19 protein-coding genes and 1 CRISPR repeat array are annotated in these 18,897 nt (G+C 41.7%); of the genes, 17 read left to right on the forward strand and 2 right to left on the reverse strand.

Going from position 1 to position 18,897, the window contains the following annotated elements:
* The first annotated feature begins 20 nt into the window (after positions 1-20).
* Positions 21-650: direct repeats of the CRISPR family, unit length 36 nt; unit sequence GTTTTAGAGCTGTGTTGTTTCGAATGGTTCCAAAAC.
* 99 nt (positions 651-749) lie between these two features.
* On the reverse strand, positions 750-2,123 hold the full coding sequence (gene mnmE / locus HMPREF9380_RS05065; protein WP_002933603.1) for a tRNA uridine-5-carboxymethylaminomethyl(34) synthesis GTPase MnmE: 1,374 nt from the start codon (positions 2,121-2,123) through the stop codon (positions 750-752).
* 177 nt (positions 2,124-2,300) lie between these two features.
* Here mnmE and rpiA point away from each other — a divergent pair, with 177 nt between their 5' ends.
* The 9 genes from rpiA (at position 2,301) to HMPREF9380_RS11220 (ending at position 9,722) form a co-directional block, all read left to right on the forward strand.
* Positions 2,301-2,978, forward strand: a complete 678-nt coding sequence (gene rpiA / locus HMPREF9380_RS05060) for a ribose-5-phosphate isomerase RpiA (protein ID WP_002933604.1) — start codon at positions 2,301-2,303, stop codon at positions 2,976-2,978.
* A gap of 13 nt (positions 2,979-2,991) precedes the next feature.
* On the forward strand, positions 2,992-4,203 hold the full coding sequence (locus HMPREF9380_RS05055; protein WP_002933606.1) for a phosphopentomutase: 1,212 nt from the start codon (positions 2,992-2,994) through the stop codon (positions 4,201-4,203).
* Between the two features lie 29 nt (positions 4,204-4,232).
* Positions 4,233-5,045: a purine-nucleoside phosphorylase gene (locus HMPREF9380_RS05050; protein ID WP_002933610.1), complete on the forward strand. Its 813-nt coding sequence runs from the start codon at positions 4,233-4,235 to the stop codon at positions 5,043-5,045.
* A 287-nt stretch (positions 5,046-5,332) separates the two neighbouring features.
* Positions 5,333-6,046 carry a purine-nucleoside phosphorylase gene (gene deoD, locus HMPREF9380_RS05045; RefSeq protein ID WP_002933615.1) on the forward strand — a complete coding sequence of 238 codons (714 nt, stop codon included), beginning with the start codon at positions 5,333-5,335 and terminating at the stop codon, positions 6,044-6,046.
* The gene (locus HMPREF9380_RS05040; protein WP_002933620.1) at positions 6,043-6,804 is read left to right on the forward strand and encodes a hypothetical protein; all 762 of its coding nucleotides are present in this window, start codon (positions 6,043-6,045) and stop codon (positions 6,802-6,804) included. The genes deoD and HMPREF9380_RS05040 overlap by 4 nt, the downstream gene beginning before the upstream one ends.
* 11 nt (positions 6,805-6,815) lie before the next feature.
* Positions 6,816-7,547 (forward strand): NAD-dependent protein deacylase, encoded by a 732-nt coding sequence (locus HMPREF9380_RS05035; protein WP_002933622.1) that lies wholly within the window; start codon positions 6,816-6,818, stop codon positions 7,545-7,547.
* 130 nt (positions 7,548-7,677) lie between these two features.
* The gene (locus HMPREF9380_RS05030) at positions 7,678-8,697 is read left to right on the forward strand and encodes a hypothetical protein (RefSeq protein ID WP_002933624.1); all 1,020 of its coding nucleotides are present in this window, start codon (positions 7,678-7,680) and stop codon (positions 8,695-8,697) included.
* Positions 8,698-8,735: 38 nt separating this feature from the next.
* Positions 8,736-8,951 carry a hypothetical protein gene (locus HMPREF9380_RS11215; RefSeq protein WP_050540542.1) on the forward strand — a complete coding sequence of 72 codons (216 nt, stop codon included), beginning with the start codon at positions 8,736-8,738 and terminating at the stop codon, positions 8,949-8,951.
* Between the two features lie 51 nt (positions 8,952-9,002).
* Entirely contained in the window at positions 9,003-9,722 is a 720-nt protein-coding gene (locus tag HMPREF9380_RS11220; RefSeq protein ID WP_155114627.1) for a hypothetical protein, read from the forward strand.
* 143 nt (positions 9,723-9,865) lie between these two features.
* Here the strand turns inward: HMPREF9380_RS11220 and HMPREF9380_RS05025 are convergent, their stop codons facing one another.
* Entirely contained in the window at positions 9,866-10,774 is a 909-nt protein-coding gene (locus tag HMPREF9380_RS05025; protein ID WP_002895403.1) for a LysR family transcriptional regulator, read from the reverse strand.
* A 246-nt stretch (positions 10,775-11,020) separates the two neighbouring features.
* On the opposite strand from HMPREF9380_RS05025, the gene HMPREF9380_RS05020 reads away from it, so the two are divergent.
* The 8 genes from HMPREF9380_RS05020 to HMPREF9380_RS04985 all read left to right on the forward strand — a co-directional run bounded on the left by HMPREF9380_RS05020 (position 11,021) and on the right by HMPREF9380_RS04985 (position 18,885).
* Entirely contained in the window at positions 11,021-11,866 is an 846-nt protein-coding gene (locus HMPREF9380_RS05020; RefSeq protein ID WP_002933634.1) for a hypothetical protein, read from the forward strand.
* Positions 11,867-11,896: 30 nt separating this feature from the next.
* Positions 11,897-12,871: a hypothetical protein gene (locus HMPREF9380_RS05015; protein WP_002897495.1), complete on the forward strand. Its 975-nt coding sequence runs from the start codon at positions 11,897-11,899 to the stop codon at positions 12,869-12,871.
* Between the two features lie 209 nt (positions 12,872-13,080).
* Positions 13,081-13,887, forward strand: a complete 807-nt coding sequence (locus HMPREF9380_RS05010) for a dihydroorotate dehydrogenase electron transfer subunit (protein WP_032907372.1) — start codon at positions 13,081-13,083, stop codon at positions 13,885-13,887.
* A gap of 11 nt (positions 13,888-13,898) precedes the next feature.
* A complete protein-coding gene (locus tag HMPREF9380_RS05005; protein ID WP_002933636.1) occupies positions 13,899-14,837 on the forward strand; it encodes a dihydroorotate dehydrogenase in 939 nt (312 codons plus the stop codon).
* Between the two features lie 247 nt (positions 14,838-15,084).
* A complete protein-coding gene (gene pyrF, locus HMPREF9380_RS05000) occupies positions 15,085-15,777 on the forward strand; it encodes an orotidine-5'-phosphate decarboxylase (protein ID WP_002933637.1) in 693 nt (230 codons plus the stop codon).
* Between the two features lie 79 nt (positions 15,778-15,856).
* Positions 15,857-16,486, forward strand: coding sequence for an orotate phosphoribosyltransferase (pyrE, locus tag HMPREF9380_RS04995; RefSeq protein WP_002933638.1), 630 nt, complete (start codon positions 15,857-15,859; stop codon positions 16,484-16,486).
* A gap of 111 nt (positions 16,487-16,597) precedes the next feature.
* Entirely contained in the window at positions 16,598-18,136 is a 1,539-nt protein-coding gene (locus HMPREF9380_RS04990; protein WP_002933641.1) for a glycosyltransferase family 39 protein, read from the forward strand.
* The gene (locus tag HMPREF9380_RS04985; protein ID WP_002933642.1) at positions 18,133-18,885 is read left to right on the forward strand and encodes a DUF4336 domain-containing protein; all 753 of its coding nucleotides are present in this window, start codon (positions 18,133-18,135) and stop codon (positions 18,883-18,885) included. Before HMPREF9380_RS04990 ends, HMPREF9380_RS04985 begins: the two co-directional genes overlap by 4 nt.
* The last annotated feature ends 12 nt before the right edge of the window (positions 18,886-18,897 follow it).

Below are 18,897 nucleotides of genomic sequence, written 5' to 3' on the forward strand. Positions count from 1 at the left end.
AAGAAAAATTTTTCTACGAGGTTTTAGAGCTGTGTTGTTTCGAATGGTTCCAAAACCACGGTTTTAGGAATTTTGAAAAGTCTGGTGTTTTAGAGCTGTGTTGTTTCGAATGGTTCCAAAACTTGCCTCACAGTATCCTAGATATAATGTAAGTTTTAGAGCTGTGTTGTTTCGAATGGTTCCAAAACAATATAGAGAGGCTTAATGTTGCCTTTGTAGTTTTAGAGCTGTGTTGTTTCGAATGGTTCCAAAACAATATCCATGGCGTCCATGTTCAACAGGTTGTTTTAGAGCTGTGTTGTTTCGAATGGTTCCAAAACACAAGTGCAATCACATCACCACCCTGGTGAGTTTTAGAGCTGTGTTGTTTCGAATGGTTCCAAAACAGCTGGGACGACGAATTGACAATCGACGGTGTTTTAGAGCTGTGTTGTTTCGAATGGTTCCAAAACATTTTCTGTCACAATTGATACGGCTACTAAGTTTTAGAGCTGTGTTGTTTCGAATGGTTCCAAAACCTTTTTGCCAACGGAACTTTTTCAAGCTGCGTTTTAGAGCTGTGTTGTTTCGAATGGTTCCAAAACTAAAATCAAGTTGCACATGCAAGGCCAATAGTTTTAGAGCTGTGTTGTTTCGAATGGTTCCAAAACCAGAATCTTATCTGAAAAAACCAAAACATAGTTTTAGAGCTGTGTTGTTTCGTTTTTATTTATCATAAAAAGGACTGAGTAAATCAGTCCTTTTGTTCTCTACTTCCCTAAGCAGAATTGGCTGAAGAGTTGGGTGATGAGTTCGTCTGGTGCGGCGTCACCAGTGATTTCGCTGAGGATTTCCCAGGTGCGAGTCATATCGACTTGGAGAAGATCTACCGGCATACCCATTTCCAAGCCTTGGTTGACGGCTTGCAGGCTTTCCAGAGCCTTTTCAATCAGGGAGATGTGACGGGCATTGGAAAGATAGGTGGCGTCTTGCTCGAAAATACCAGCATTTTCAAAGAAGAGTTGATTGATGCGTTCTTCAATTTTATCGATATTTTGGTTGTGAAGCACAGAAATCTTGATAGCATCTGCTGGCAGCTGATCCAGCTCAATCTTTTCCTCAAGGTCAGTCTTGTTAAGTAGGACGATACGATTGCTATCTTGGCTGATTTCAAGCAATTGTCTGTCCTGATCCGTCAGAGGCTCGCTGGCATTGAGGACTAAAAGAACCAAGTCAGCTTCCTGCAGGGCTTTTTTAGATCGTTCAACTCCAATCTGTTCTACAAGGTCATCGGTTTCTCGAATCCCTGCGGTATCGATGAGTTTGAGCGGCACACCCTTGATATTGACATACTCCTCAATCACATCCCGAGTCGTACCCTCGATATCAGTCACAATGGCCTTGTCCTCCCGCAGGAGATTGTTGAGCAGGCTGGACTTGCCAACATTAGGTCGGCCGATGATAGCAGTGGAAATGCCTTCGCGTAAAATCTTACCTCGTCGTGCAGTATCGAGAAGATTGCTCAGCAGAGCCTCGAACTCAGCTGTTTTTTCTCGCATAAGCTTGGTCGTCATCTCTTCCACGTCGTCGTATTCAGGATAGTCAATATTGACCTCGACCTGAGCCAGTGTGTTGAGAATTTCCTGCCGGGTATTGTTGATAAGGTTGGAGAGAGAGCCATCCAGCTGCTTGACAGCGTTGTTCATAGCTTTATCGGTCTTGGCTCGGATGATGTCCATAACGGCCTCAGCCTGAGTCAAATCTACGCGCCCATTGAGAAAAGCCCGCTTGGTAAACTCACCAGGCTCAGCCATTCTAGCACCCTCGCGGATAGCCAACTGCAGGATTTCATTCGTGACCGCAATCCCGCCGTGGGTGTTAATCTCAATGATATCCTCGCGCGTGAAGGTCTTGGGAGAGCGCATAGCACCAACCATGACCTCGTCCAAAATTTCCTGATTTTGAGGGTCAACGATATGGCCATAGTTGAGTGTGTGACTTTCTACTTTGCTTAGATTTTTCCCTTTGAAGATCTTTTGGGCAATAGCAAAGCTGTCAGTCCCGCTTAGTCTGACGATACCGATGGCTCCTTCGCCAAGAGGTGTAGAAATCGCAGCGATTGTATCAAATTCTCTGGTAATCATACTGTATTTTTCCTTGTGTTTTAAAATCAATTAATCTAATTGTAACGCAAAAATCAAGGAGGAGCAAGGCTTTCGATTATCAAGCAGAGTAAATGAATTTTAAGTCTGGTAAAGAAAACACTTTCATGTTAGTGAGAATCATGATATAATGAAAGTAGTGTGATTTGAGGAGGTGCTATGGAAAATCTAAAGAAACTGGCAGGAATCAAGGCTGCTGAATTTGTTCAAAGCGGGATGATAGTTGGTCTCGGGACGGGTTCGACCGCTTATTATTTTGTCGAAGAAATTGGTCGGCGGATTAAGGAAGAAGGATTGCAGATAACAGCTGTTACGACTTCCAGTGTCACTAGCAAACAGGCGGAAGGATTAGGTATTCCGCTCAAATCCATTGATGAAATTGACTTTGTTGATGTGACAGTTGACGGTGCTGATGAGGTTGACACCGCTTTTAACGGTATCAAAGGCGGTGGCGGCGCACTTCTCATGGAGAAAGTCGTAGCGGTACCTACAAAGCACTATATCTGGGTAGTCGATGAGAGCAAGATGGTCGAGAAGTTAGGTGCTTTCAAGCTACCAGTAGAAGTTGTTCAGTACGGTGCTGAGCAGCTCTTTCGTCGCTTTGAGCGTGCGGGCTATAATCCATCCTTTCGTCAGAAGGATGGTCAGCGTTTTGTTACGGACATGCAGAATTTCATTATTGACTTAGATTTAGGTGTGATTGAAAATCCAGTTGAGTTTGCGCAAAAACTAGATCATATAGTGGGCGTAGTGGAGCACGGACTGTTTAATCAAATGGTAGACAAGGTCATTGTTGCTGGAAAATCGGGTCTTCAAGTTTTAGAGGCCAATAAATAGAAAGAGGTATTTTATGCCAAAATTTAATCGTATTCACTTGGTAGTCATGGACTCAGTTGGTATCGGTGCTGCGCCAGATGCCAATAACTTTGTCAATGCAGGGGTACCAGATGGTGCTTCAGATACTCTGGGACATATTTCCAAAACTGTAGGACTGAATGTGCCAAATATGGCTAAAATCGGGTTGGGAAATATCGAGCGCCCTGCTCCTTTGAAGACAGTTCCTCAAGAAGAAAATCCTAGTGGTTACTACACCAAGCTGGAAGAAGTATCACTCGGAAAAGACACGATGACAGGCCACTGGGAAATCATGGGTCTCAATATTACTGAGCCTTTTGATACTTTCTGGAATGGCTTCCCAGAAGAAATCCTGACTCAGATTGAAGAGTTTTCTGGTCGCAAGGTCATTCGTGAGGCTAACAAGCCATACTCTGGTACAGCAGTTATTGATGACTTTGGCCCTCGTCAGATGGAAACAGGCGAGCTGATTATCTACACCTCTGCTGACCCAGTATTGCAAATCGCGGCACACGAAGAAGTGATTCCTTTGGAAGAGCTCTATCGTATCTGTGAATTCGCCCGCTCTATTACCTTGGAACGTCCTGCGCTTCTGGGACGTATCATCGCTCGTCCTTATGTAGGTGAGCCAGGTAACTTCACTCGTACAGCAAATCGTCACGACTATGCCGTATCTCCGTTCAATCCAACTGTACTTGACAAGCTCAATGAAGCCGGAATTGATACTTATTCTGTTGGTAAGATAAATGACATCTTTAACGGTGCTGGAATCAATCATGACATGGGACACAATAAGTCTAACAATCATGGTGTAGATACATTGGTCAAAGCCTTGAAAGATGAAAACTTCAAAGAAGGTTTCTCATTTACTAACCTAGTAGACTTTGATGCTCTTTATGGTCACCGCCGTGATCCACATGGCTACCGTGACTGCTTGGAAGAGTTTGATGCTCGCATCCCAGAAATTATTGAAAACATGCGTGAAGATGACTTGCTCATGATTACTGCTGACCATGGTAATGATCCGACCTATGCCGGAACGGACCACACTCGTGAGTTCATTCCGCTCTTGGTCTTCGGAAAATCGCTGAGCGGTCATGGTCATATTCCTGTCGGACACTTTGCAGATATCTCAGCTACCGTTGCTGAAAACTTCGGAGTGGATAAGGCGATGATTGGTCAAAGCTTCTTGGACAAATTGATTTAAGCATAATAAGAGAGTGAGGGAAATATTTTATGACAAGCTTATCAGAAAAAATCAAAGCAACAGCAGCCTTTTTGAAAGAAAAAGGTATGACAGAACCTGAATTTGGTCTGATTTTGGGATCTGGTTTGGGAGAATTGGCTTCTGAAATCGAAAATGCCGTTAGTCTTGACTATGCGGATATTCCAAACTGGGGCCGCTCAACTGTTGTTGGCCATGCTGGTAAATTAGTCTATGGGGACTTGGCAGGACGGAAAGTCTTGGCGCTGCAAGGCCGTTTCCATTTCTATGAAGGAAATCCTTTAGAAATCGTTACTTTCCCAGTGCGTGTGATGAAGGCTCTTGGTGCGACAGGTGTTATTGTGACCAATGCTGCCGGTGGTATCGGCTATGGCCCTGGTACGCTTATGGCGATCACTGACCACATCAATATGACTGGCCAAAATCCTTTGATCGGTGAAAACTTGGATGAATTTGGTCCACGTTTCCCTGATATGTCTAAATCTTACACTCCAGAATACCGTGCCGTCGCTCACAAAGTTGCTGATAAGCTTGGTATCAAGCTGGATGAGGGTGTTTATATCGGTGTAACTGGACCAACTTATGAAACACCTGCTGAAATTCGTGCTTACAAGAGTTTGGGTGCAGATGCAGTCGGCATGTCTACTGTTCCTGAAGTGATTGTAGCAGCACATTCTGGTTTGAAAGTCCTTGGAATTTCATGCATTACAAACTTTGCTGCTGGGTTCCAAGAAGAGCTTAATCATGAGGAAGTGGTGGAAGTAACAGAACGTGTCAAGGGTGATTTCAAACGACTGCTTAAAGAAACACTTGCTGAATTGTAAAAAAATGTTGAAAGGCGGAGTGTCTGGGTTGGTAATTAAACCCGGAACAGCCTTTCTATCTATGCTGATAAAATCATTAAACTAAAGAAAGGTAGAGCGAGGTGTTCAGATTTGAACACAAGCGGAAAACTATCTTTCAAATAAACACAGAAAGGAAGGGCATCTGAGTTTGAATTGAACTCGGGCTAGAGGCGGTGCAAAAAAGATAAATCTACCTAGATGCAGTCGCATCTTCGTTCGTTTCCTATTTTTGCTTTGCCTCTTTTAAGCCCTTAGTATCTTATATTATGTCTATTCATATTGCTGCTAAACAAGGCGAGATTGCTGATAAAATCCTTCTTCCGGGGGATCCGCTTCGGGCTAAGTTTGTTGCGGAAAATTTCCTTGAGGACGCTGTTTGCTTCAATGAAGTCCGCAACATGTTTGGCTACACTGGAACTTATAAAGGCCAGCGTGTTTCTGTTATGGGGACAGGGATGGGAATGCCATCAATCTCTATCTACGCGCGTGAGCTGATTGTTGACTACGGTGTGAAAAAGCTAATCCGTGTCGGAACAGCGGGCTCGCTGAATGCTGATGTGCATGTTCGTGAATTAGTACTGGCGCAGGCGGCTGCAACTAACTCCAACATTATCCGTAATGACTGGCCACAGTATGATTTTCCGCAAATCGCTAGCTTTGATTTACTAGATAAAGCCTATCATATCGCCAAAGACCTCGGTATGACAACCCATGTTGGGAATGTTTTGTCGTCTGATGTCTTTTACTCAAACTACTTTGAAAAGAATATCGAGCTTGGTAAGTGGGGCGTTAAGGCAGTTGAAATGGAAGCGGCAGCTCTTTACTATCTGGCTGCTCAGCACCATGTAGATGCTCTGGCAATTATGACTATTTCTGACAGCTTGGTCAATCCTGAAGAGGATACAACAGCTGAAGAGCGCCAAAATACCTTCACCGATATGATGAAGGTTGGTTTGGAAACCTTGATTACAGAAGCATGAAACTAGATGTCAAAGAAGCCATTCTCTTTGCTATTTCCCGCTATGACTATGCTTATGCTCATAAACTAGCTGAGAGAGCAGGAAGTGGTGTCCAGTCTGACTTGGTCCGTCTTCTTGGCGCTTTAGCGGAGCGAAGAGAGCTCAACATCCAATCTATGATGAATCTAAAGTTGGAAATCACTGGGTCTAACCTAGCTGATTTTCAGCTTTTTTGCCATGAAAATGAATCGGACGAGCAGCTGGTCAATTACCTTTATGATCTGGAAGCCAAGCTGAGAAATGAGCAGCTGATTGACTTTATCCGAGCTGTTAGTCCAGCTATTTATCGGATTTTTATGCGGCTGATTCGCATGCAAATACCGGATATTGACTGCTATATTCATAACTCGCGAGGGGCTAGTTACGACCGTTGGAAGTTTGAAAAGATGCGAAATTCTGATAATCCTGACCTGCAAAATTTTCATGCAGAAAGCACGGTCAATTCTTCTAGTTTGACGGAGCTGATTTTGCAGTTGAATTTACCCGAATCTGTCAAAGAATCAGCACAGCAGCTAAGAGAGTTAGAAAAATCAGTCCGCAATCCGTTGGCTCATCTTATCAAGCCTTTCGATGAGGAAGAATTGCACAGGACGACAGGTTTCTCGTCTCAGCACTTTATGGCGCTTCTGGTTGATTTGGCTCTGGAGACAGGCATTGTCTATCAGAGAGAACCTTTTTACTTTGACCGAGCGAATGCGGTCATAGAAAGTCTCTTATAAAGAGTAGCAGGATGGATAAGATTGCAAGGCTGCAAGAATTAATAGACCAAAGTCAGAATATCGTCTTTTTCGGTGGAGCGGGGGTTTCGACTGAGTCCAATATTCCGGACTTCCGCAGTTCTGATGGGATATACAGCGTCAAGCTAGGACGGCATTTTACAGCGGAGCAGCTGGTTTCTCATACTATGTTTGAGCGCTATCCGCAGGAGTTTTTTGACTTTTACAAGAAGTACCTGCTCTATCCGGATGCCAAGCCTAATGCTGCTCATGTCTACTTGGCGGACTTGGAGAAGACGGGCAAGCTCAAGGCTGTAGTGACTCAAAATATCGATAGCTTGCATGAAATGGCCGGTTCAAAGAAGGTTCTCAAACTACATGGCAGCGCGGATAGAAATTACTGTCTGAATTGTCAGCGATTCTACGATTTGGACGTCTTTCTGGCTCTGCAGGGTACCATTCCTCACTGCCTTGACTGTGGCGGTATTGTCAAGCCAGATGTGACTCTTTATGAAGAGCCTCTAGATATGGAAGTTTTCCGTCAGGCGGCCCAAGCTATCCAGCAAGCAGATCTGCTGATAATCGGCGGCACGTCCTTGGTCGTCTATCCCGCAGCCAGCCTCATCCAGTACTTTGCAGGTAAGCATCTGGTTGTCATCAACAAGACCAGCATCCCTCAAGACAGCCATGCAGATCTAGTCATTGAAGGGAAGATTGCCCAAGTATTTTCTCAATTAAGACAATAAAAGAACACCTGAAAGAAGTGGAAATCCACTTGTTTCAGATGTTTTTTGATTGAATGTTCTCTCATTAGGAAGTCTATAATAATGATGGTGATTATGATATAATGAAATTAATTTCCCAGGAGGTGAGGAGTTGAAAAAGGTAAAAAAAGTGAAGCGTAAAATTCCACTTACTATTAAAGTTTTAGTTTGTTTTGCTATTGGACTTTATATTTTGCTTCGATATTATGTTGCTCCTGGCTTATTTGATAGCAAAAATCAATACATCAAAGTATATAATTATCAAACTAGTTCGATAAAAGCTAGACAGTCAACCATAAAAGAAATAAATCTAGAATTTATTTATGAGAAAGAGGCTGAAGTTCCTGAGGGACTAACTTGGTCAGAAATGACTTTGACAAATGCTGATCGCTATTATAAAAGTAGGGTCATTTTGAATGCTAAATTGGATGATGGGACAAGTGTTTGGATTCCGCTAAAAAAATTTTCTGAAACGGGTCCAGCTTTTAGCGATAAATTTTACATTGATGATGAACTTTTTCTAGACATGACCCAAAGATTTCCAGGCTTAAATAAGGCATATATGTCTGGTTATAGGCTCGTCTTTCTCTCTGGGATGCTATATACTGGGGATACATTATACCAAATTCCAAAAGCATCCGTTGTAACTCGTTTTGACCTCAAAAATCCTAGAACAGGTAAGTTACAGACCTATTATGAGTATGGAAATCCTCCAGGAAAAACAATATTTCCGATTTATTTGAAAGTTGAAAGAAGAGCGAATCAGGACGGATTGCAAGAATTTTATGATGATTATAACACCAGTAGTCTTGGTTATTGGGATAAGAGCTCTGACATCCCTAGAAAAATGCTTAGTCATGATTTTACTTTTCTATATGCTAAATGGTATTATTCCGATGCTTTAACTAATCTTCCTGTGAGTGTCAAACTGACGGGTTCAAAATTTAAAATCTCTGTTACAAGGACTCAACTACTGGATTATGGTTATGGTAAAGTAAAAGTACGAAAGGCGACCAAGTTATATTCAGAAGAAAATAAAGACGAATACATCAAAGAAGTTCTAGACGATCTTGATACTTTTGTAAAATCCAATGATGACGCTTTAACAAAAAGATATAAAAATAAAAAATAAGCTATCATTTTATGAAATTAATTTCCCAGGAGGTGAGTATGAAGAAGTTGAAGATTAAGAAGAAATATATCTTTCTCGCTTTAATTAGTTTGTTTATTGGCTATATTGGTCTTCGCTATTATATCAAGCCAGAGTGGTTTGATTCGGAACACATTTATCATAGAGTTTATAATTTAAAAGTTAGTCATAAAAAGGGCCAGAAAAAGACTATACAAGATATTAATATTGAGTTTGTTCATTTTAATGAGGAATGACCTGTCGATGGTCAATGGTCAGAATCTATAAGAACTGATTTAAAATCTGATTTGAATTATACCATTATACATTTGTCCTTTACTGATAATACAAAAATAGATATCTTATTTGACCGTTATAATAGCGGTTCATTCTTTAAATCGGATGGCTTTAATTATAAACAGTTTAATAAATTATCACTTCGTTTTCCGGGAATTGACCACGGAGATGGTAGTGAGTTTAGAAACTACCTGATGATTTACCAAGGGGATACGATCTCCCAAAATTATGGTAATCAATATGAAGTTACGAGTTTCCAGTTGAAAAATCCACAAACTCATAAACTTCAAACCTACTATGAATATGACGTTACACCCGAATCTAATATTTTTCCACCAGTTTATTTTTTACAAGATACTTCACATTCAGCAGAAGGACGTCAAAAATTTTTTGATGATTATCAACCTAATGATAGTAGAAATTATTGGATACGAAGTTCTATGAGATTTTTTAGTGGTACTGATAGTTTATGGAATAACAGGCTAAATATCGAGCTTGAAAGCTATCCCTATCAATTATTTTATTCTGAACGGTTTGAAAACTTACCAATACACCTTGATATGACAGGTGATAACTTTAAAATGGTTGTAACTGAAACGTATGTGATGGATCATAAAGATAATAGTAATGGTATTAGGGTTCAGTCTAGATCAAAAACTTATACAAATGAGAATAAGGACCAATATGTAACTGAAATACTAAATAATAAGGAAAAAACTAACGTCAGATAGTATAAAGCTATCTGACGTTAGTTTTTAAAGGTGTAATTTCCATCAGTAGTATTCGGATTTGAATTGTAGTTTACGGCCAGGAGTCCAAGGATAAATATAATTGTAGCAAAAGCTAGAATTGTTTTTACCTTCATAGTCTCTCCTTATTTATCAAACTGTACTTCCTCAATCAGATACTCAATGAAACGTTCTCCCATTTTGGAAAGGCTGGCTTTTTCGTGTTGGATGTAAACCAATTCAATCGGATCATCAATGTCCAGTGGGATTGACACGATATTATCTCCGTTGAGGTTGCTATTGAGGATACCAGTTGCAATCGTGTAGCCATCCAGACCGATCAAAAGGTTAAAGAGGGTCGCACGGTCGCTGACCACGATAGATTTTTTATGGTGTTCCTGAGAGAGAATTTCCTCAGAAAAGTAGAAAGAGTTGTGAGTCCCTTGGTCATAGCTGAGGTAGGGGAAGTTTTCTAAGTCAGATAATTGGACCAGCTTTTTCTTGGCAAGTGGATTGGACTTGCTGACAAAGATATGGGGCTGGGCTGTGAAGAGATGAGTTGCAATCAGGTGATTGTCATCCAGCATCTTGGATAGGACATCGCGGTTGTAGCTATTGAGAAAGAGGACGCCGATTTCGCTGCGGAAGTTTTTTACGTCGTCAATAATTTCCCAAGTTCGAGTTTCCCGCAGAAAGAGCTCGTATTTCTCCATATCGCTTTTTTTAAGCAGGGAGACAAAGGCATTAACTACAAAAGCATAGTGCTGAGCAGACACGCTGAAAAGCTCGCGGTGGGCGACAGGGTTTTTGTATCGCTCCTCTAGAAGTTGCGTCTGCTCAACAACCTGCCGGGCATAGGAAAGAAACTCCATGCCGTCCTTGGTCAAGGTAATTCCTTTGGGATTGCGAATGAAAATTTCAATGCCCATTTCATTTTCCAAATCCCGCACAGCATTGGACAAACTAGGCTGAGTAATGAAAAGCTGCTTCGCAGCTTCGTTCATACTGCCGGTCTCGACGATTTTGATAATATAGTGTAACTGTTGAATTCTCATAGGACTATTTTATCACAAACTGGGGATTTTTTCCCGGTAAATCAATGAAAGGTAGCATGTTTTTATAATTGAATTTATTAAAATGGACAGATGGTAAAAGCAATTCTATTGGATATAGTGACATTTTTAAAGTTTATTCTTATCGGAATTATAAAGCGATTTTATCAAGTCTTTTATAATGAAACAGGTTTTGCAATTTCAAGTTATTCGTGATATGATGATTTTTAGACTGTAAAAGGAGTAGTTATGAAGAGAAAAGAAGATTCTTTTGAAGATATTGCTTTTGAGTTGGAGAAGGAGACATCTAAGTCTAAGTTCTTACCATTCGTTCTATTAGCCATTATTGGCTTTTCTATCGTTGGAGCAGTTTTTTTGATGCTTTCTATATCGCAAAAGACTAAATCTAAGCAACCGGTGAGCCAGTCAAGTCAGATTATTTCACCATCAAAAAAATTAGAGGATAAGAAGACTGAAGTAAAAAAATTTGCTGAGAGCCTTATCGTTTCTCCAGAAAAAAGCGGTCCCTTTCTTTGGACGGTTGACAAGGCAGTTTCTCTACCCATGGACAAAGATAAAGGCGGAGCGGCCTTGGAAGATGTTTTAAGAGAATTTGGAAGACCTGTTGAAGCTGGTTCGTGGATTGATTTTTCATCAAATAATGAAATTCAAAAGCATATTCGTCTTTTTTGGAAAGAGAAGGATGGTGCTCTTGGTTATGTTTCTTTAACCTTTGCTGAATTTGATGGTGTCTATAAGCTCATTTCCAAGTACCATTCTAACCTTGCAAGTGATGAAATTAAGGTGGATCAAAATCCTAATAGAAACTTTTTATGGACACAAGAATATATAGATAGTCTTGTTATTGGTGCTAGAGAAGGTACTGACAAAGGTACGGTGTATGATGAGATTGTTTCAAATGTTGGTTTGCCGCTGTATCAGACGATTTTGGGAGAGGACAATCAACTTCAAATGCGAGTTACTTATCATAATCCTCATTCTTTGACAAATCCGGAACAATTGAAGTCTGTCAATCTAGAATTCTATAAGCAAGAAGATGGAACATGGCGTTTGGTTTCTAAACAAAACCAGTAAACTAAAATAAAAAAGACAGAGGAGATAATCTTGAGAAGGAGTAGCAAGAAAAAACATGATGCTAATTCATTTAGAGCCATAAAAAAAGAACTTTATCAACAACAAAAGATAAAAAGAGAAGAACTTAGCATGATGGCCATACAGGAGGAGAAAAAAAGGATTAATTCGGCCTTTATTCTTCTTTGTTTGACCTTGTCATTTGCTTTATTCTTTGGCTTCTATTATTTTTCTCAAAAGATTCCTAGAGCCAACCTTAAGTACAAATATAATAAGACAGTGTCGTCAGTTAGTAAAGAAAGCTCTACTACTCAGCAAGATGAAGCTGAGTTAGAAATGGACAAAAAACAGAAGGAACTGAAAAAGAAAATTGTTGAGGAAGATGAAAAAAAGTTTGTTTTTAATTGGACATTAGACAATTTTGTAGAACTCAAAATAGCCAAAGTCGGGGAGTGGGAAAATAATCCGACTTTGGAAGAGGTTATTACGAAATACGGTAAGGGTTCAAATGTGAGTTTTACCGAAAATGGATTGACACTAACTTATAAGACAAGAATTGTAGATGTTCCGAGATATGGTTCATCAGGACATCCTCAGGAAATCAGTTTGGGTTTTTATGACCCCGATTCCAATGGAAAAAAGTACTATTTAATAACTAAAACGGCAGTTTACTTGGATGACATTCATAACCTACCAGCTATCAAAAATGAGTTTGTTTTTAAGTGGAAGCCAGAAGATATGGATACATTGACAGTAGGTGATAGTCAATATGGAAAAGGTGGAATGACATATCAGGAGATTGTTGCTCGATTTGGACTGCCTTCAGATAGTAATTTTTCTGGAAGCGATACAGATTATAGCCCGTTATCGTTGCGGGTGAATTATTTTAATATTCATCGTCCACCTGCTGAACGAAAATTGGATAGGGTGTCTTTGATTTTCAAGAGGCAGGAGGATGGCAGCTTTCGTCTTGCGGATGCAAGAAGTGAATTCGACAAGAGCTGGTAATGCTTCGATTCATTAGTGATATGAAAATTCTAATATTTTTTATGCCTTGACAATCCTCATTTCTAACGATATAATGTTTACAATTTAACCTTTAATCAAGTCCAGTGAGGCTGCAAGGTGGGAAAAACGGTATAAGAGGCAGTTGGCTGCCTTGTTTTTTGCGAAACCTTGCTGTGGCGAGGTTTTTTCTTGTAGAAAGTGAGGTTGTCATGGTTAGTGACAGTTGCAAAAAGAGATTTGGCAAAATTATGCTGGAGCAGATGCAGCTGCTGGAGCAAGTAGAGATTGCGCCTAATATTTTTTCTATGATTCTAAAGGGCCAAATGGTTGCTCAGATGCAGGCTGGGCAGTTTTTACATATTCGAGTACCAGATGACAGCAAGCTTTTGCGCCGGCCTATCTCAATCGCTGAGATTGACCGAGACAATCTGAATTGTCGCATCATCTATCGGATAGAAGGCGGCGGGACGGCTATTTTTTCTCAACTGACAGTCGGCTCGTTTCTTGATGTTATGGGGCCTCAGGGCAATGGCTTTGATTTGAGTCCTGTAAGGGCAGGTGACCACGCTTTGGTTATCGCTGGTGGGATTGGTGTCCCTCCCTTGCTTGAGGTTGCTAAAGAATTGCATACCAAGGGTGCACAAGTGACAGCTGTACTGGGATTTGCTGATAAAGCTGCTGTCATTTTGGAATCAGAAATGAAAAAATACGCTGATGTCATTGTCACGACGGATAATGGTTCCTATGGTCGCAAGGGCTATGTATCAGCGGTGGTAGATGAGATGATTCAAGACTATGCGGCTGTCTATTCCTGTGGAGCGCCAGCCATGCTCCAGTATGTCGATCGTAAGTTTCAGGACCATCCGCATGCTTATCTCTCCATGGAGTCTCGTATGGCTTGTGGTATGGGCGCTTGCTATGCCTGCGTCGTTCATGTGGCAGGTCAGGACGAGTCAGTCAATAAGCGCGTTTGTGAAGACGGTCCGGTCTTTGAAACGGGCACGATTATTGTCTAGGAGGGGAAAGAATGAGTGACCAACGTTTAAGGATTTCCTTGCCAGGCTTGGACCTGAAAAATCCAATTATTCCAGCATCAGGCTGCTTTGGCTTTGGACAAGAATATGCCAAATACTATGACTTGGACTTACTGGGTTCTATCATGATAAAGGCTACGACTTTGAACCCCCGCTTTGGCAATCCCACTCCGCGGGTGGCAGAAACGCCAGCTGGTATGCTCAATGCCATTGGCCTTCAAAATCCAGGTGTTGAGGTTGTTCTAGCTGAAAAACTGCCCTGGTTGGAAAAACATTATCCCGACCTTCCAATCATCGCTAATGTAGCGGGATTTTCCAATCAAGAATATGCCACAGTGGCTGGGAAAATTTCCCAAGCCCCCAATGTCAAGGCTATTGAGCTCAATATCTCCTGCCCTAATGTTGACCATGGAAATGCTGGCCTTTTGATTGGCCAAGTTCCAGAATTAGCCTACGAAGCAACCAAGGCAGCAGTAGATGCTTCTGCAGTACCTGTCTATGTCAAATTAACTCCGAGTGTGGCTGATATCACTCAGATAGCTAAGGCTGTTGAAGACGCTGGTGCTGCTGGTTTTACCATGATTAACACCTTAGTAGGTATGCGATTTGACTTGAAGTCGCGCAAGCCTATTATCGCTAATGGCACAGGTGGTATGTCGGGTCCGGCTGTCTTTCCGGTAGCGCTCAAGCTGATCCGTCAAATGGCGCAAGCAAGCAAACTTCCCATTATTGGTATGGGTGGAGTTGATTCGGCAGAGGCTGCTCTGGAGATGTTTATAGCGGGCGCTTCAGCTATTGGAGTGGGAACTGCTAATTTCACGGATCCTTATGCCTGCCCGACCATCATTGAAGATCTGCCTGAGCTTATGGATAAATACGGCATCGAAAGTCTTGAAAGCTTACGAAAAGAAGTTCGAGAGAATTTGCTTTAAAGTTACATTTTTACTTGACAATCCTGCTGTGAAATTATAGAATGAACTAAATATAACCTTTAAAGAAGTCCAGAGAGGCTACTAAGGTACATACGTTTGAATGGCAAATACTGCCACATTTTCGTGTAACCTTGCTCTCGGGCAAGGTTTTTCTATGGCTTTGAGCCTAATGCGAAGGTTGGTTTTGAGATATAAATGCCTAATGGACTTTTTTGAAGATAATAATTTAAAAGGAGATTTTCCCCTCATGCGTGAAGAACGGCCTATTATCGCCCTCGACTTTCCATCTTTTGATGATGTCAAAGATTTCTTGGAGCATTTTCCAGAAGATGAAAAACTCTATGTCAAAATCGGTATGGAATTCTTCTATGCCATCGGTCCAGAAATCGTTCATTATCTGAAAGGTCTTGGACACAGCATTTTCTTGGATCTGAAACTGCACGACATTCCCAATACGGTGCGCTCAGCCATGTCTGTCTTAGGAACTTTTGGTATCGACATGGTGACGGTCCATGCAGCAGGCGGTGTAGAGATGATGAGCGAAGCCAAGAAGGTCTTGGGAGATAAGGCTAAGTTGGTTGCGGTGACTCAGCTGACCTCGACCAGCGAGGAAGATATGCGTGATTGCCAAAATATTCAAACTACGGTTCAGGAGTCTGTTGTCAATTACGCTCGGAAGGCCAAAGAAGCCGGTTTGGATGGTGTCGTTTGTTCGGCTCAAGAAGTTGAACTGATTAAGGCGGCAACTGCCGATGACTTTATCTGTGTGACGCCGGGTATTCGGCCGTCTGGATCAGAAATCGGTGACCAAAAGCGGGTCATGACTCCGCAGGAAGCCCATCAAATCGGCAGTGATTATATTGTAGTCGGCCGTCCGATTATCCAGGCTGAAAATCCTTGGGATGCTTACCATGAGATTAAGAAGCAGTGGAATAGCTAGACAGTAACACGGGATTCGAATTAAATCGTTATACGTAATTGACAGCATCAAAAACATTCAAATTTATAAGGAGCAAAAAATGACTTTAGCAAAAGAGATTGCGCGTGATTTATTGAAAATCAAAGCTGTGTATTTGAAGCCAGAAGAGCCTTTTACGTGGGCGTCGGGCATCAAATCACCTATATATACGGACAACCGTGTGACCTTGGCCTATCCAGAGACTCGGACCTTGATCGAGGATGGTTTTGTCGAAAAGATTCGGGCGGAATTTCCAGATGTAGAAGTCATTGCTGGAACTGCGACAGCAGGCATTCCTCATGGAGCCATTATCGCGGATAAGATGAACCTGCCATTTGCCTATATCCGCAGCAAACCAAAAGATCACGGAGCGGGCAATCAAATCGAAGGTCGCGTAGCGCCTGGGCAGAAGATGGTTGTCATTGAGGATTTAATCTCAACTGGCGGTTCGGTCTTGGATGCGATTGCTGCAGCGAAACGAGAAGGTGCGGATGTGATTGGAGCAGCAGCCATCTTTACCTATGAGCTGCCAAAGGCAGAAAAGAACTTCAATGAAGCGGATGTGAAATTGGTGACTTTGTCAAACTATACGGAACTAATCACTCTGGCTGAAGCAGAAGGCTATGTCAGTCCTGAGGGCTTGACCTTGCTTGAGAAATTTAAGCATGACCAAGAAAATTGGCATGTCTAGACCGAATAGAAATAAAATGATCTGACTCTTATTCAGGTCATTTTTCAGTAAAACGTCCTTGTCTTACCTTTAAAAATGGCTTAAAGTCTAGGCATTTGGTATAATAGAGCTATGTCTAAGATTTATCATCTATCCTTTTCAATATTACAGAAAGTTATGCTGATTACGGCTGTTCACTGGTTTCTGATTGCCATCTGGCATGTTGCAGAGCTGAATAGTATAGCTATAATTGCCTTTGCTGGCTTGGCTTATCTGGCCTATCGCTATCGGCATTTGCTAGAAAAAGCTTATCATTGGCTGATGAAGCATAAACTTCTTATTATGCTAGCCGTCTTTATTTTTCAGCTGATCATGCTCTTTTCAGCAGAGCTTTTGATTAGGCGGGATGCAGCAGTTGTCTTTACAGGAGCTTTCAAAACTCTGAAAGAAAGCTCTATTTCCAGCTATCTGACCCGCAACCCTAACAATGTCTCACTCTTTCTCTACGAGCGTTTTTTCTTTAACGTATTTGGGGAATCTGGTCTATGGGTCATGCAGGCCTTGAATATTGTTTATACTAACGTAACGGCCTTGATTCTCTACAAGGGCTGCCAAAAGTATTTTTCCCAAAAGGCTGCAGATGCTGTCTTTAGTCTTTATGTGCTTTTACTGGGCTTTTCTCCTTATTTCTTTTCAATGTATACCGATATTCCGCCCCTTCCTTTCATCAGTTTGCAGATTTTCCTAGTTCTGGGATTGCTGAAAGGAGAGGAATCAAGCCGACAGCTGGTTTGGCGTAGTATATTGCTTGGGCTAATGACTAGTCTGGCTTTCTTCTTTAGACCAACAGTAATGATTCTGCTGATAGCTGTCTTCGGAGTTCTCTTTTTCAAAAAGAACTGGAAGAAGTTCTTTCTGACACTAGTCGTTTTTGCTTGCAGTTTTGCGATTAGTTACGCCCCGCTGCATTACTGGTCCAAGCATCAGACGGAAGTGCCGATTATGAAGGGAGAGGGACTAGCAAAAGGTCCCCTGCTCTTTATCAATTTGGGTCTGACCTTCAATGGCCACAATCAGGAAGACATGAAAGAAGGGCTCTTGCAGTATATTGAGCCCGATAAGCAGTATGACTATAACAATGGCATGTTTGCCAAGGAATATGTTATCAAGGAAATCAAGCGGCGCTTAAGTGAATATAATCCTTTGACTTTAGCTCATCATCTCTTCCACAAGCAGTCTCTGACTGTGGCAGAGGGAGATTTGGGCTGGCTCTACCGCAGTGTTGAAAATGAAAAGACGCCTTATATATCGCCTTTTTACCAAGATACGAAGGATAATCCTTTAACTCAGTTTGTCCGTGACTTCTTCCTGAACACTGACAAGTCAGAATTTGTCTATTTCTCGCTGTCCAAGCAGGTGGTTTGGATTGTCATGGCAGCAGGACTTGTCTTTGCCCTTTGGGAATATCGCTCCAGTGATGAGCTGAATTTTCTAACCCTAGCTGTTTTTGGCGGCCTGCTCTTTTTGCAGATTTTCGAGGGAGGAAAGACGAGATACCTGATTCAGTTTTTGCCACAAATTTTGATTCTATCCACCCTAGGATTAGCCCAGTATCCTCAAGCTCTAGGGAAGTTTCGCTTTTGGACTAGAAAGCAGGAGTATTTAGAATGAAAAGACCTGTTCCTATCTATGAACCGCTTTATACCTTGAAACCTATTGCCGAGAATATCTGGATTGTCGACGGTGATTTGATTGAGATGGATGCGGTTCTGACACAGTTGCCCTTTTCCACCCGCATGACTGTCATCAAGTTAGCAAATGGCCAGCTCTTGTGTCATTCACCAATCCAACCAAATCAAGCCTTGTTTGACCAGTTGGACGCTTTGGGACCAGTTGCGCATCTTGTTTCACCTAATAAGATTCACTATGCCTATATAGCTGACTGGAAGAAGCGTTATCCTGAGGCAATTGCTTGGTCTAGCCCAGGAGTGGAAGAGAGAGCAGCCAAGCAGAAAATACCAGTCTCTTTTGATGAAAAGCTGACAGATGAGGCTCCAGAAGCTTGGGCAGGTCAGATAGATCAGTTGATTTTCAAGGGAAGTACTCATATTGAGGAAGTTGTCTTTTTTCATAAGGACAGTCAGACCTTGATTTTGACAGATTTGATTGAGAATTTTGAAACAGAGCATTTTCCAAGTCAGATTCGCGGCAAGGCTTATAAATTAGTTCGTGTTGCAGCTCCGGATGGACAGACGCCTATTGACTACCGTATGACCTTTATCGGTCATCAAAAAGAAGCCAAAGAATGTCTAGAGCAGATGCTGGCTTGGCAACCGGAGAAAATCATACTAGCTCATGGTCGTTGTTTTCTGGAAAATGGCACAGCAGAACTCAGAAGAGCGCTTAGGTGGATAAGGTAAGAGAATTTTATC

Source organism: Streptococcus sanguinis SK49 (genome assembly GCF_000212815.1).
GTDB lineage: Bacteria > Bacillota > Bacilli > Lactobacillales > Streptococcaceae > Streptococcus > Streptococcus sanguinis_C.

Coding starts and splice junctions, on each gene's coding strand:
- mnmE (WP_002933603.1), bottom strand. CDS start 2,123: ATGATTACCAGAGAATTTGATACAATCGCTGCGATTTCTACACCTCTT.
- HMPREF9380_RS05020 (WP_002933634.1), top strand. CDS start 11,021: ATGAAGAGAAAAGAAGATTCTTTTGAAGATATTGCTTTTGAGTTGGAG.
- HMPREF9380_RS04990 (WP_002933641.1), top strand. CDS start 16,598: ATGTCTAAGATTTATCATCTATCCTTTTCAATATTACAGAAAGTTATG.
- pyrE (WP_002933638.1), top strand. CDS start 15,857: ATGACTTTAGCAAAAGAGATTGCGCGTGATTTATTGAAAATCAAAGCT.
- HMPREF9380_RS05025 (WP_002895403.1), bottom strand. CDS start 10,774: ATGAGAATTCAACAGTTACACTATATTATCAAAATCGTCGAGACCGGC.
- HMPREF9380_RS05035 (WP_002933622.1), top strand. CDS start 6,816: ATGGATAAGATTGCAAGGCTGCAAGAATTAATAGACCAAAGTCAGAAT.
- rpiA (WP_002933604.1), top strand. CDS start 2,301: ATGGAAAATCTAAAGAAACTGGCAGGAATCAAGGCTGCTGAATTTGTT.
- HMPREF9380_RS05050 (WP_002933610.1), top strand. CDS start 4,233: ATGACAAGCTTATCAGAAAAAATCAAAGCAACAGCAGCCTTTTTGAAA.
- HMPREF9380_RS11215 (WP_050540542.1), top strand. CDS start 8,736: ATGAAGAAGTTGAAGATTAAGAAGAAATATATCTTTCTCGCTTTAATT.
- pyrF (WP_002933637.1), top strand. CDS start 15,085: ATGCGTGAAGAACGGCCTATTATCGCCCTCGACTTTCCATCTTTTGAT.
- HMPREF9380_RS05005 (WP_002933636.1), top strand. CDS start 13,899: ATGAGTGACCAACGTTTAAGGATTTCCTTGCCAGGCTTGGACCTGAAA.
- deoD (WP_002933615.1), top strand. CDS start 5,333: ATGTCTATTCATATTGCTGCTAAACAAGGCGAGATTGCTGATAAAATC.
- HMPREF9380_RS05010 (WP_032907372.1), top strand. CDS start 13,081: ATGGTTAGTGACAGTTGCAAAAAGAGATTTGGCAAAATTATGCTGGAG.
- HMPREF9380_RS05055 (WP_002933606.1), top strand. CDS start 2,992: ATGCCAAAATTTAATCGTATTCACTTGGTAGTCATGGACTCAGTTGGT.
- HMPREF9380_RS04985 (WP_002933642.1), top strand. CDS start 18,133: ATGAAAAGACCTGTTCCTATCTATGAACCGCTTTATACCTTGAAACCT.
- HMPREF9380_RS05040 (WP_002933620.1), top strand. CDS start 6,043: ATGAAACTAGATGTCAAAGAAGCCATTCTCTTTGCTATTTCCCGCTAT.